This window comes from Flavobacterium sp., assembly GCF_031423415.1.
Taxonomy (GTDB): Bacteria; Bacteroidota; Bacteroidia; order Flavobacteriales; family Flavobacteriaceae; genus Flavobacterium.
On sequence record NZ_JANPFL010000047.1, the window covers coordinates 1 to 15,317 of the forward strand.

General features: G+C 36.8%; 7 protein-coding genes. All 7 read left to right on the plus strand.

From position 1 onward, the window contains the following. Positions 1–266: 266 nt before the first annotated feature. On the plus strand, positions 267–2,573 hold the full coding sequence (locus RMO83_RS05000; protein ID WP_310558581.1) for a glycoside hydrolase family 65 protein: 2,307 nt from the start codon (positions 267–269) through the stop codon (positions 2,571–2,573). A gap of 114 nt (positions 2,574–2,687) precedes the next feature. Next, the gene (locus RMO83_RS05005; protein ID WP_310558582.1) at positions 2,688–4,520 is read left to right on the plus strand and encodes a glycoside hydrolase family 13 protein; all 1,833 of its coding nucleotides are present in this window, start codon (positions 2,688–2,690) and stop codon (positions 4,518–4,520) included. A 62-nt stretch (positions 4,521–4,582) separates the two neighbouring features. Continuing rightward, positions 4,583–7,015 carry a TIM-barrel domain-containing protein gene (locus RMO83_RS05010; RefSeq protein ID WP_310558583.1) on the plus strand — a complete coding sequence of 811 codons (2,433 nt, stop codon included), beginning with the start codon at positions 4,583–4,585 and terminating at the stop codon, positions 7,013–7,015. A gap of 1 nt (position 7,016) precedes the next feature. After that, entirely contained in the window at positions 7,017–8,669 is a 1,653-nt protein-coding gene (locus RMO83_RS05015; protein WP_310558584.1) for an alpha-amylase family glycosyl hydrolase, read from the plus strand. Positions 8,670–8,775: 106 nt separating this feature from the next. Next, positions 8,776–9,444, plus strand: a complete 669-nt coding sequence (locus tag RMO83_RS05020; RefSeq protein WP_310558585.1) for a glycerophosphodiester phosphodiesterase family protein — start codon at positions 8,776–8,778, stop codon at positions 9,442–9,444. Further along, positions 9,441–10,655 (plus strand): NAD(P)/FAD-dependent oxidoreductase, encoded by a 1,215-nt coding sequence (locus tag RMO83_RS05025; protein ID WP_310558586.1) that lies wholly within the window; start codon positions 9,441–9,443, stop codon positions 10,653–10,655. The genes RMO83_RS05020 and RMO83_RS05025 overlap by 4 nt, the downstream gene beginning before the upstream one ends. Positions 10,656–10,786: 131 nt before the next feature. Beyond that, positions 10,787–15,317: immunoglobulin domain-containing protein (locus tag RMO83_RS05030; protein WP_310558587.1), on the plus strand; the 4,531-nt coding region annotated here is incomplete at its 3' end.

The following is a 15,317-nucleotide window of genomic DNA, read 5'->3' on the forward strand; positions in this document are numbered from 1 at the left end:
TAAAGCTGAAATAGAACAATTATCTTTTTTTTGACACCTTGTTTTTAAAAATGACAGAGTATAAAAAATAAACAACTGAATAACAATAAGATAAAAAATAGAAATAGCCGTTTTTATTTTTTATCGGACATTAATGATTAAATAATTAAAAGATTAAATAATTAAAAGATTGAATCATTAAAAGGTTTAATAGCTTGATTGTATAAGTTTTAACAGCAACATCTTTTAATCTTAAAATTTTTCAATCTTTAAATAATAAAAAAAAAATGAACCAAAATTATATAAAACCAGACAATTGGTCAATCATTGAAGAAGGATTTGATGCAGAAAGCGTAAAATCGTCCGAAAGTCTTTTCAGCATTGGTAACGGCGCTATGGGACAAAGAGCGAATTTTGAAGAAAATTACACCGGTGAAACTTTTCAGGGAAGTTATATTGCAGGAATTTACTATCCTGATAAAACCAAAGTGGGTTGGTGGAAAAATGGGTATCCAAAATATTTTGCCAAAGTATTAAACGCTCCAAACTGGATCGGGATTGACATTGAAATCAACAATGAAAGCCTTGATTTGAATAAATGTGTAGAAGTTAAAAACTTTCGTCGAGAGTTGAATATGAAAGAAGGCTGGTACAACCGTTCTTTCGAAGCTACTTTACAAAACGGAACCGAAATTGGCGTAAATATTCGTCGTTTTCTGTGTATGAATTTAGACGAAGTGGGTGTTATCCATTATGAAATCACCGCTATAAATAAAGACACAAAAATCGTGTACAAACCCTATGTTGACGCAGGTGTAACCAATGAAGACGCCAACTGGGAAGAAAAATTTTGGGAACCATTGGACGTAAAAAGAAATGGAAACGAAGCATTTGTAACCGCTCAGACCTTCAAAACTCATTTTAAGGTGACCTCTTTTATGCAAAATACCATTTTTGTAAATGGAAAAAATGGCAGCATTTCTCCATCCAATATTAAAACTGGCACCGACAAAATCCAATTTTCATACGATGTCATCATTGCAAAAGGACAAAAAACCTCCATCCAAAAAATTGGTGGTTATACCGTTTCCTTGAACCACGACAACACTCTTTCTGGCGCCGAAGCCGCAATAAAATCAGCTTTAGCAAAAGGTTATGACCGATTATTAGACGAGCAAATCGAGGCTTGGGCAAAAATTTGGGAAATGTCCGATATTACTATTGATGGTGATGTAAAAGCACAACAAGGAATTCGTTTCAATATTTTTCAATTGAATCAAACCTATTCTGGCAAAGATTCTCGTTTGAATATTGGTCCAAAGGGGTTTACAGGCGAAAAATATGGAGGTTCTACCTATTGGGATACCGAAGCCTATTGCATTCCGTTTTATATGGCGACCAAAGACCAGCAAGTAGCAAGAAATTTATTGACTTACCGTTACAATCAATTGGACAAAGCTATTGAAAATGCTAAAGACAACCTTGGTTTCAAAAATGGAGCAGCTTTGTATCCAATGGTGACGATGAATGGCGAAGAATGTCATAACGAATGGGAAATCACGCACGAAGAAATTCACAGAAATGGCGCGATTGCTTTTGCGATTTTCAACTACCACCGTTTTACTGGCGATTACAGTTATATTCCTGAAAAAGGATTAGAAGTATTAATCGGAATTGCTCGCTTTTGGCATCAAAGAGCCAATTTTTCGACAGATAAAAATCAGTATGTAATTCTAGGAGTTACCGGTCCAAACGAATACGAAAACAACGTAAATAATAATTTCTACACTAATTTCATCGCAAAATGGTGCATCGATTATACGCACGAACAGATTCTGAAAGTGTCTTTGGAATATCCTTCCGACCATAAACGCATCATCGAAAAAGTAAAATTATCGGATGCTGAATTGCAGGAATGGAAAAAAGTTTCGGGCAATATGTACTTTCCCTATTCAGAAAAACACGGAATTTATTTGCAACAAGATGGTTTCTTAGACAAAGAATTGGTTTTGGTAAAAGATTTGGACAAATCACAACGACCAATTAACCAAAAATGGTCTTGGGATAGAGTTTTACGTTCGCCATACATCAAACAAGCCGATACTTTGCAAGGATTTTACTTCTTTGAAGATCATTTTACGAGAGAACAATTAGAAAAACATTTCGATTTTTACGAACCGTTTACCGTTCACGAAAGTTCGCTATCACCTTGCGTGCATTCGATTCAAGCGGCAAAATTGGACAAAATGGATATGGCTTACACGTTCTATTTGAGAACCTCCCGTTTAGACCTAGATGATTACAATAAAGAAGTGGAAGAAGGTTGCCACATCACCTCAATGGCAGGAACTTGGATGAGTATTGTGGAAGGTTTTGGCGGAATGCGAATAAAAAATGATGCCCTGCATTTTTCTCCAAAAATTCCAAAAGAATGGACGGGCTATTCCTTTAAAATCAATTTCAGAAACCAGATTTTAAAGGTTGTCGTGGATCATAATGACACTCAACTCACACTAGAAGGTTCAGAAGAATTGACAGTTTTTATCAATGAAAATGCGATTTTAGTGAAACCCAATAGTTTAGTAGTGATCTAGCAAAATGCCAATACCATATAAGGCATATAAGGACATATAAGAAAACTTAAATGAACTTATATGCCTTATATGTTTAAATATAATAAAGTTGAAATAAATTTAATTATTTGCCGAATGAAAAAATTACTTTTATTTTTATTAATTTCTTCAACTATGTTTGCACAAATCGAAAGAATAGAACCACCATTTTGGTATACTGGAATGCACAATCCCGAAGTACAAATTATGTTTTATGGTAAAAACATAGCGCAATATCAGGTATCTGTATCCCATTCGATTGCAATTACTAATGTCAAAAGAACCGAAAATCCCAACTATCTGTTCGTGACTATAAATACTAAAAATGTTCCTGCTACAAATTGTGTTTTTAGTTTCCAAAGCAAAAACAAAACAGTATTTACCCAAAAATATTCCCTAAAACAAAGAAGAGAAAACTCAGCCGAACGCAAAAGTTTTGACTCTTCGGATATGATGTATTTGATAATGCCCGACCGTTTCTCAAACGGAAATCCGGAGAATGATAGCGATACATTGACCACCGAAAAATACAATCGTGAATTACCTGAAGGTAGACACGGCGGCGACATTCAAGGCATCATCAATCATTTAGATTATATCAAGGAATTAGGCGCAACAACCCTTTGGATCACGCCGCTTTGCGAAGACAATGAAGCGGTTTATTCCTATCATACCTATGCGCAAACAGATGTTTACAAAATAGATCCTCGTTATGGAACCAATGAAGATTATGCTCGATTAGCAATTGAAATGCATAAAAAAAATCTGAAATTAGTGATGGATTATGTCACTAATCATTGGGGATTACAACATTGGATGATGAAAGATTTACCTACGCAAGATTGGATTCATCAATTTGATAATTTTACCCAAACCAATCACAGAAGAACCGTTATTCACGACACAAATGCTTCGAAAATCGATACCCAAATTTGTATGGATGGTTGGTTCGCCTCATCAATGCCAGATTTGAATCAAGCGAATCCTTTGGTATTAAACTATCTTACTCAAAATGCCATTTGGTGGATTGAATCTGCTAATTTAGATGGTTTTAGAGTGGATACATACAACTATGCGGATCCAACTGCTATTGCAAAATGGACCAAATCCATCACCGATGAATATCCTCATTTTAATATTGTTGGCGAAATTTCGATGCGTGATCAAGCCCAACTTTCGTATTGGCAAAAAAACAGTCCCATCGGTAAAATTCAGAATTTCAATTCTCATTTACCCAGCGTAATGGATTTTATTTTATCCGATGCGCTTTTAACCATTTTTAATGAAGATGGAAACTGGGAAAGTGGAATGGCAAAGGTTTACAACAATTTTGCTAATGATTTTCTATTTCCAAATATAAATAATTTATTGATTTTTGCTGAAAATCACGACACACACCGCATCAATCACGTTTACAACAACGACATCGATAAATACAAAATGACAATGAGTTTACTAGCCACCGTGCGAGGAATTCCTCAATTGTATTACGGTTCCGAAATCGGGATGGCGGGAAACAAAGACGTAGGTGGAGATGCTGCAATTCGTCAAGATTTTCCTGGTGGATGGGAAGGTGATGACAACAATGCGTTTACCAAAGAAGGAAGAACTGAAATGCAAAATCAATATTTCGATTTTACTTCAAAATTATTTAATTGGAGAAAAACAAAAGATGTAATTCATTTTGGAAAAATGACGCATTATATTCCCGAAGACAATACTTATGTTTATTTCAGATACAATGCTGCTGCAAGTGTGATGGTTTTACTTAATAACACCAGTGAAACCAAAACGCTAAAAACAAATCGTTTCGCAGAAAATATTGGAAATTTTAAAACAGGAAAAGACGTCATTACCGATAAAATAATTGATGTTACTAATGAAATTATTATGGGACCAAAATCGGTTTTGATATTAGAATTGAAATAATTTAAACCATATAAGTTATATAAGAAAACTTAAATGACTTATATAGTCAAAAAAACCAAACAATGAAAAAACTATTTTTCTTATTATTTATAAGTTCCCTTTCCTTTGCCCAAAATGCCAATAGGAAATTTGAAAGTTATAAAGAAAGTAACAACATATTAGAAATTAAAACTTCGGATGGGAAATATATCATCAAAGCGTATTCTGAAAAAATTGTGGAATCTTCTTTTATTCCAAAAGGAGACCCGAGCGACAGCGAATTGGCGAAGCAAACTTTTAATCCCAATTCAGAAGCAGTTGTTTTAGTTCCAAAAAAGGGAATTTCAAAAATAATAAAAACACAAAGCACTGTAAGCCTTTACACCAAGGGAATTGTAGTAACAATCCAAAAATCACCTTTTCAAATCTCATATTTCAACCAACAAAAACTTTTGCTTTCTGAAAAAAATGGATATTTTAAACAAAAACATATTCCGTTGGAGAATGTAAAAGGCAATATAAAAGCCGATTCAACCGAAGTAATTCAGTTCAATATTTCTCCTGATGAAGTTTTGTACGGAGGTGGTGCTCGTGCTCTTGGAATGAACCGTCGAGGCAAAAAATTAGCTTTGTATAACAGAGCTGATTATGGATACGGAACCCATTCGGAGTTATTGAATTTTACTATCCCAATGGTTTTATCTTCAAAAATGTATGCTGTTCATTTTGACAATTCCGCCATTGGCTACTTGGATTTAGACAGTAAAAAAGACAATACTTTAGCCTATGAAACCATTTCCGGCAGAAAAACATATCAAGTAATTGTGGGCGATTCCTGGACCGATTTGATTTCAAGTTACTCGGATTTAACCGGAAAACAACCTTTGCCAGCGCGATGGGCTTTAGGAAATTTTTCCAGTCGTTTTGGCTATCACTCGCAAGAAGAAGTTGAGAAAACCATTAAGAAATTTGAAGAAGATAAAATCCCTGTCGATGCAATAATTCTCGATTTGTATTGGTTTGGAAAAACCATCCAAGGAACAATGGGAAATTTGGATTGGGACAAAGATAAATTTCAAAATCCAACAAAAATGATTGCCGATTTGAATGCAAAAGGAGTGAAAACAGTTTTAATAACAGAACCTTTTGTACTTACAACTTCTAGCAAATGGCAAGAAGCAGTTGAGAAAAAAATAGTGGCAACTGATAAATCAGGAAATCCTTTTACCTATGATTTCTATTTTGGAAATACCGGAATCATAGACATTTTCAAACCCGAAGGGAAAGACTGGTTTTGGAATGTTTACAAAAATCTGATTTATCAGGGCGTTGGAGGTCTTTGGGGCGATTTGGGTGAACCCGAAGTTTTCCCATCCGAAGCCATCACTGCTGGAGGAAAAGCGGATGAAATTCATAATGTTTATGGACACAATTGGGCAAAATTAATTGCTGACGGATATAAAAAAGACTTTTCAAATAAACGTCCTTTTATCCTAATGCGCGCCGGATATTCGGGTTCGCAACGTTTCGGAATGATTCCTTGGTCTGGCGACGTGAGCCGTTCTTGGGGCGGATTGCAGTCTCAAATGGAAATTGCCTTGCAAATGGGAATGCAGGGAATGGGTTATATGCACTCGGATTTAGGCGGTTTTGCAGGCGATTATTTCGACAATGAATTGTATATTCGATGGTTGCAATATGGAGTTTTCAATCCAATTTTTCGTCCACACGCTCACGAAGATGTGGCAGCAGAACCTGTTTATAAAGATATTTTGACTAAAGCAAAAGCCAAAAAGCAAGTAGAATTGCGTTACCAATTAATGCCATACAACTATACTTTGGCTTTCGAAAACAACCAAAAAGGAACCCCATTAATGCGTCCGTTGTTTTTTGAAGAACCAGAAAACAAAAACCTTTCTACAGTTTGCGAAACTTATTTATGGGGAAATGACTTTTTGATTACACCAATTACAAAACCTGGAGTAACGTCAACTTCTATATATTTTCCAAAAAACAACAATTGGTTTGATTTCTATTCTGATGAAGAACAATTGGCAGGAACGACTTCTACAATTGCCGTCGTTGAAGATCATATTCCGATTTTTGTTCGTGGTGGCGCTTTCATTCCGATGATAAAAACCATTCAAAACACATCGAAATATTCATTGGACAATTTGGATTTACATTATTATTTTGATGCGAAAACCACGCAAAGTTCAGGGAAATTATACAATGACGATGGAGCAACAGCAAACGCTTTCGAAAAAGGGGCATTTGAAGTTTTAAATTTCAATAGCAATACCAATGGTAAAGTAGCAGTTATCAAATTGACTTCGGCAATTGGAAAAAACTTTCTATCTTCGGATAAAAATGTTTCACTAATCGTTCACAATATAAAAGCCAAATCCGTTAGCTTAAACGGAAAAAATATAACTTTCAACACTGTTAAAAACAATATAGAAATTCCAGTTTCTTGGAAAAAAGGAACTGAAGTTGAAATAAAAATTCAATTATAAAATGAAAAAAAACCTCTTATTTACAATCACATTATTGTCGCTGCTTTTTGCCAGTTGTTCCTCAACTAAAACATCGAAAACAGCATCAAAAACCCCTTTTGTTTGGGAAAATGCCAATGTATATTTTCTTTTAATTGACCGATTCAACAACGGAGACAAAATGAACGACCACACTTACAACAGAAACAAACTCACTGGCAAACTACGAGGTTTTGAAGGTGGCGACATTCGCGGTGTGATTCAAAAATTAGACGAAGGTTATTTCGAAAAACTAGGGATAACAGCCATTTGGATGACACCCGTTGTAGAACAAATTCACGATGGAGTGGACGAAGGAACTGGTTATAGCTATGGATTTCATGGCTATTGGGCAAGAGATTGGTCGGCATTGGATCCAAGTTTTGGAACTAAAAAAGACTTAGCTGAATTGGTACAAAAAGCACACGCAAAGGGAATTCGCATTTTGTTGGATGCAGTTATCAATCATACCGGGCCAGCTACTGCTGAAGATCCTGCGTATCCCAATGACTGGGTTAGAACTTCACCTAAATGCACTTACAAATCCTATAACACTTATATTAATTGTACTTTGGTTGACAATCTTCCAGATGTAAAAACCGAAAGTAATGATACAGTAGCTTTACCTCCTTTTTTGATTGAAAAATGGAAAAAAGAAGGACGCTACCAACAAGAAGTAGCAGAATTGGATGCGTTTTTTACCAAAACAGGTTATCCTCGTGCTCCAAAATATTATATTATGAAATGGCTATCAGATTACATCACCGATTTTGGAATTGATGGCTACCGAGTGGATACGGCGAAACACACTTATGAAGATGTTTGGGCCGATTTCAAGAAAGTATGTGATGGAGCTTTTGCCGATTTCAAAAAAAATAATCCTAAAAAAGTATTGGACAACAATGCGTTTTTCACAGTTGGTGAAGTCTATGGTTACAACATTGGAGGAAAAAAACTATTTGATTTTGGAGATAAAAAAGTCAACTATTTTGAAAATGGTTTCACCGGTTTAATCAATTTTGATTTTAGAAATGAAGCCAAGTTAAATTATGAACCTTTATTTTCTAAATACAACTCGATTCTTCAAAATGATTTAAAGGGAAATACGGTAATGAACTACGTTTCTTCGCATGATGACAGTTCGCCTTATGACAAGAAACGAGAAAAAACATTCGAAAGCGGAACAAAATTATTACTTGCCCCTGGAATTTCGCAAGTTTATTATGGCGACGAAAGTGCTCGCTCTTTAGACATCCGAGGAACTACAGGCGATGCAACCTTGCGTTCGATGATGAATTGGGAGGAAATAAATACCAGTCCCGAAACTCAAAGAGTGCTTTTGCATTGGCAAAAACTGGGTAATTTTAGAAGAAATCATCCCTCAATTGGAGCAGGAATTCACCAAGAAATTTCTGCAAATCCTTATGTTTTTAGCCGAACATTTACTAAAGACAGTTATACGGATAATGTAGTTGTTGGATTGGATTTACCAAAAGGACAAAAAGAAATTTCGGTTGGAACTATTTTCAAAGATGGAACAAAATTGCACGATTCTTATTCCGGAAAAGATGCAGTTGTTTCGAATGGAAAAGTTCGTATTGATACTGAATTTGATATTGTTTTATTAGAAAAATAATTCAACTCCAGAATTCTCAAAATTATTCGCAAAGTTCCCAAAGTAAATTTACTCATTGGGAACTTTGCGATTTTTTCTTAATTACCTTTGTGCAAAATTGATGTAAATGAATTCCATTCTCAAAATTGGACATCGTGGAGCTGCGGGATATATTGCAGAAAATACTTTAGCTTCATTCGAAAAAGCATTAGAACTTCAAGTTGACGGTATCGAACTCGATGTGCATTTGAGTTTGGACAAGGAAATTATGGTTATTCACGACGAAACCCTTGACAGAACTACATATGAAAAAGGATATGTTACAAATTTCACTTCATCGCAATTGCAACAATTAGGAATTCCAACACTAATCGAAGTTTTAACCTTTATAAATCGGCAATGCTTTATCAATATAGAGCTCAAGGGAATTGGGACAGCGAAACCAGTTGTTGAATTAATTGAACACTGTGTTTTATCTAAAAACTGGCATTATAAGGATTTTCTAGTTTCTAGTTTCGATTGGAAGATGCTGGAAGAAGTTCTGTGGTTGAATCCAAAAATTAGAATTGGAGTTTTAACTGAAGAATCGATTGAAGGAGCGTGGGCTTTCGCCAAAAAAATAAACGCTCATTCTATTCATCCGGATTATCGATTGCTATCGAAAGAAAATGTAGTTTTGATGCAGGAAAAAGGGTTTGAAGTTTTTCCTTGGACAGTCAATTTTAAAGAAGATATTCAAAAAATAAAATCATTACACGTAAACGGAATTATTTCCGATTTTCCAGATAAAATATGAACCAGAATTTTGACATTATTATTGTAGGTGGTGGTGCAGCGGGATTTTTTACGGCAATTAATATTGTGGAGAAAAATCCTAAGCTAAAAGTGGCCATTCTCGAACGAGGAAACGAAGTTTTAAACAAAGTTAGAATTTCTGGCGGAGGAAGATGCAACGTTACCCACGCTTGTTTTGAACCTAACGAATTAGTGAAATTTTATCCTCGTGGCGAAAAAGAATTACGTGGTCCTTTTCATCAATTCTGTTCGGGAGACACTGTGGAATGGTTCAGCGATCACGGAGTAGAACTCAAAATTGAAGACGATGGTCGAATGTTTCCTGTCTCGAATTCCTCGCAAACCATCATTGATTGTTTTCTCAAAGCAACTCAAAAACTCGGAATTGCAGTTTTGACCGGTCAAAGTGTACAATCAATTTTCAAAAAAGACATTTGCTGGAAAATTGAAACTCCAAACGAAAATTACATTGCTAAAAAATTAATTCTTGCCACAGGAAGCAATCCTAAAATATGGGAAATGTTACAAACTTTTGGTCACGCCATCGTGAATCCGGTTCCTTCCTTATTTACTTTCAATATTAAAGACGCAAGAATTGCGGCATTGCCTGGGGTTTCGGCTGTGGTTTCGGTGAAAGTTAAAGATACAAAACTGGCCTCAACTGGCCCTCTACTCATCACGCATTGGGGAATGAGCGGTCCCGCGATTTTGAAATTGTCGGCTTGGGGCGCTAGAATTTTATCCGAAAAGAATTATCTGTTTACCATTTTTGTCAATTGGCTGAATGACATTGACAATGAAGAAGCTGAAAAAATCCTTAAAAATTTGAAACAAGAACACGCCAAAAAATCAGTTTCCAAAAAATCTCCTTTTGATATATCTAATAGACTTTGGGAAAGTCTGGTTCTGGCGTCCAATATCCAAGAAGAAACCAAATGGGCAGATTTATCTAAAATGCAACTGCAAAACTTGACTAATCAATTGACGAATTCGAGTTTTCAAGTCAACGGGAAAAGCACTTTTAAAGAAGAATTTGTAAAAGCTGGAGGTATTGATTTAAAGGAAATCAACTTCAAAACTATGGAAAGCAAACTGCACGAAAACCTTTATTTTTCGGGAGAAATTTTGAATATAGATGCTGTAACTGGCGGATTTAACTTTCAGAATGCATGGACAAGTGGATATATTTTAGCAAATTCATTATATCTTTAATTTAAATAATTGTATTTTTGATTTAAATTATGCATATCCTAAATAATTATTAAATTAAATAATTGTAAAATACCTATTTAAGTTATTTCTTTACATTTCTAATTTACATTAACAAAATATATTAATTGTCAATGAAAAAATTCTACTTTTTTAGTTTGCTATTTTTTAGCCTATTCTCATATAGTCAAAATTTTGGAGAGTTTGCTTCCGGAATTAGAATTAATACTATTATTTACAATATTACGGGTGTATCTCCTAATAAAATAAATTCTGACCCGGCAGCACTAAATCTGGAAGGTACAAATTTAGGCTCCTTTGGGCAAAATTCTAGCTGCGCCAAGATTACCGCTGCTGAAATTAAAACTTTCAAAAATGTTTCTTCCAATGTGTGTGGTGCTACTCTAAATTGGCGCGTTTATCTTGCAAGTGCTGCTCCATCTGGAATCTTTAATTCTATTGCGTTGAATACCGTTGTGGATTGTAATATCACAACCAATGAGTTTGATGATGGGTTTGGCCCTTGTACAAGCGGCAACATAAAATGGAAAGATTATTCCTTAAACACTGACTTTATAAGCGGTTTGATTCCGGGTAATTACATTCTTGAAGTTTATTACGAGTATACTGGTTCAAACACTTCCACTTCAACCTGCGAAACCACAAAATTCATCAGCAATTTGGGTCAAAATTATAAGGCATCATTTACGGTTTTAAATCCAATAGTAACAAGCCCAACAGTTTCTGCGACAGCTCTTTGCGAAGGCAATAGTTTAACTTTAACTGCAAATGCTACCAGCGGTATCGCTCCTTACACTTTTAGTTGGACTGGGCCAAATGGCTACACCTCAACAACAGAAAATCCGATTATAAATAATATAGCTGTATCAAATTCAGGTGTTTATTCTGTAATTGCAACTGATGCGTGTGGTTCTAATTCATTGATTCAAAGCACTTCGACAGTCGTCGTAAATACAAAAATAGACCCTGTATTTGACGCAACTCTTCCCGCTATATGTAAAGGAGGATTCGCTCCTATTTTATCAACAACTTCAACAAATGGGATTTCTGGATCTTGGGACCCTTCAATAGTAAACAGTACTGCAACGACGACTTATGTTTTCACACCTGACTCTGATCAGTGTGCCAATTCATTAACATTTACTATTTTTGTGCTAAACAATGTTGATCCAAAATTCACGGTACCAGCATCTATTTGTAGAGGTAGTACTCCGCCAAATTTACCAATAGTTTCAAATAATGGAATTGTTGGAAGTTGGAACCCATCCATAGTAAATAATGTCACATCAGGATCATATGTTTTTACTCCGTCAGCTGGACAATGTGCCACAGTTACTACAGTAAATATTGAAGTAAAGGAATTGGCACCTGTATTTATTCCTAATATAAAAACCATTTGTTATGGAGAAATTACATCACCTTTACCAATCACATCAACTAATGGTATAACTGGAACTTGGTCTCCTGCACTAAATAACACCGCGACTACAACTTATACTTTTACACCTAATTCCGGACAATGCGCACCAATAACAGCCACTACGACAATGACTATTGTGGTCAATCCGATTGAAGCTCTATTTACGCAAGTAGCACCAATTTGTTCCGGTCAGACTTTGGCCCCTTTACCAACCACTTCTAACAATGGAGTAACTGGAACTTGGTCTCCTGCACCAAATAATACCGCAACTACCACTTATACTTTTACACCAACTTTGGGGCAATGTACTGTAACTCCTGTTACAATGACCATTGTCGTCAATCCGATTACAGCGCTATTTACACAAGTGGCACCAATTTGTTCCGGTCAAACTTTGGCTCCTTTACCAACCACTTCTAACAATGGTGTAACTGGAACTTGGTCGCCTGCACCAAATAATACCGCAACTACCACTTATACTTTTACACCTACTTTGGGCCAATGTACTGTAACTACTGCGACAATGACAATTATCGTCAATCCGCTTCAAGCGCTGTTTACGCAAGTAGCGCCAATTTGTTCGGGTGAGACTTTGGCTCCTTTACCAAGCACTTCTAACAATGGTGTAACTGGAACTTGGTCGCCTGCACCAAATAATACCGCAACTACCACTTATACTTTTACACCTACTGTGGGACAATGCACTGTAACTCCTGCGACAATGACTATTGTGGTCAATCCGATTGCAGCTCTATTTACGCAAGTAGCGCCAATTTGTTCGGGTCAGACTTTGGCCCCTTTACCAACCACTTCTAACAATGGTGTAATTGGAACTTGGTCGCCTGCACCAAACAATACCGCAACTACCACTTATACTTTTACACCAACTGCTGGGCAATGTACTGTAAATCCAACTACAATGACGATTATTGTCAATCCGATTACAGCGCTATTTACACAAGTGGCACCAATTTGTTCCGGTCAATCTTTGGCTCCTTTACCAACCACTTCTAACAATGGAGTGACGGGAACTTGGTCTCCTGCACCAAACAATACAGCAACTACCACTTATACTTTTACACCAACTGCTGGACAATGTACTGTAAATCCTGCAACAATGACAATTATCGTCAATCCGCTTGAAGCTCTATTTACACAAAAAGGGCCAATTTGTTTGGGTGAGACTTTGGCTACTTTACCAACCACTTCTAACAATGGCGTAACTGGAACTTGGTCACCTGCTCCAAATAATACCGCAACTACCACTTATACTTTTACACCAACTGTGGGGCAATGTACTGTAACTCCTGTTACAATGACCATTGTAGTCAATCCGATTGCAGCTCTATTTACTCAAGTAGCACCAATTTGTTCGGGTGAGACCTTAGCTCCTTTACCAACCACTTCAAACAATGGAGTGACGGGAACTTGGTCGCCGGTATTAGATAATACTGCAACGACAACTTATACTTTTACCCCAGATGCTGGACAATGTACTGTAAATCCTGCTACAATGACAATTATCGTCAATCCGCTTGAAGCACTATTTACACAAATAGGGCCAATTTGTGCGGGTGATACCTTGGCTCCTTTACCAACCACTTCTAACAATGGAGTGACGGGAACTTGGTCGCCTGCACCAAATAATACTACAACTACAACTTATAGTTTCACACCAGATGCTGGACAATGTACCGTAAATCCTGCTACAATGACAATTATCGTCAATCCCCCTCAAGCGCTATTTACGCAAGTAGCACCAATTTGTTCGGGTGAGACCTTGGCTCCTTTACCAACCATTGCTAACAATGGAGTGACGGGAACTTGGTCGCCTTCACCAAATAATACCGCAACTACCACTTATACTTTTACACCAGATGCTGGACAATGTACTGTAAATCCTGTAACAATGACCATTGTCGTCAATCCGATTGAAGCACTATTTACGCAAGTAGCACCAATCTGTTCCGGTCAGACTTTGACTCCTTTACCACTCACTTCTAACAATGGAGTGACTGGAACTTGGTCGCCTTTATTAGATAATACCGTAACTACAACTTATACTTTCACACCAGATGCTGGACAATGTACTGTAAATCCTGCTACGATGACCATTATCGTCAATCCACCGCAAGCGCTATTTACGCAAGTAGCACCCATTTGTTCCGGTGAGACCTTGGCTCCTTTACCAACCACATCTAACAATGGAGTGACTGGAACTTGGTCACCGATATTGGATAACACCGCAACTACCACTTATACTTTCACACCAACTGCTGGACAATGTACTGTAAATCCTGTAACAATGACCATTATCGTCAATCCTATTGAAGCACTATTTACTCTAGTAGCACCAATTTGTTTGGGTGAGACTTTGGCTCCTTTACCAACCACTTCTAACAATGGAGTGACTGGAACTTGGTCACCAGTATTAGATAATACCGTAACTACAACTTATACTTTCACACCGGATGCTGGACAATGTACTGTAAATCCTGCTACAATGACAATTATCGTCAATCCGCTTGAAGCGCTATTTACGCAAGTAGCACCAATTTGTGCGGGTGAGACTTTGGCTCCTTTACCAACCACTTCTAACAATGGAGTGACGGGAACTTGGTCGCCATTGTTAGATAATACCGTAACTACAACTTATACTTTCACACCAGATGCTGGACAATGTACTGTAAATCCTGCTACAATGACCATTGTGGTCAAGCCGATTGAAGCACTATTTACGCAAGTAGCACCAATTTGTTCCGGTCAGACTTTGGCCAATTTACCAACCACTTCTAACAATGGAGTAACTGGAACTTGGTCGCCTGCACCAAATAATACCGCAACTACCACTTATACTTTTACCCCAGATGCTGGACAATGTACTGTAAATCCTGCTACAATGACAATTATCGTCAATCCTATTGAAGCACTATTTACGCAAGTAGCACCGATCTGCTCGGGTGAGATTTTGGCTCCCTTGCCAACCACTTCTAAGAATGGAGTGACGGGAACTTGGTCTCCATTGTTAGATAATACCGTAACAACAACCTATACTTTTACACCAGACGCTGGACAATGTACTGTAAATCCAGCTACAATGACAATTATCGTCAATCCGATTGAAGCACTATTTACGCAAGTAGCACCAATTTGTGCGGGTGAGACCTTGGCTCCTTTATCAACCACTTCAAACAATGGAGTGACGGGAACTTGGTCGCCGATAT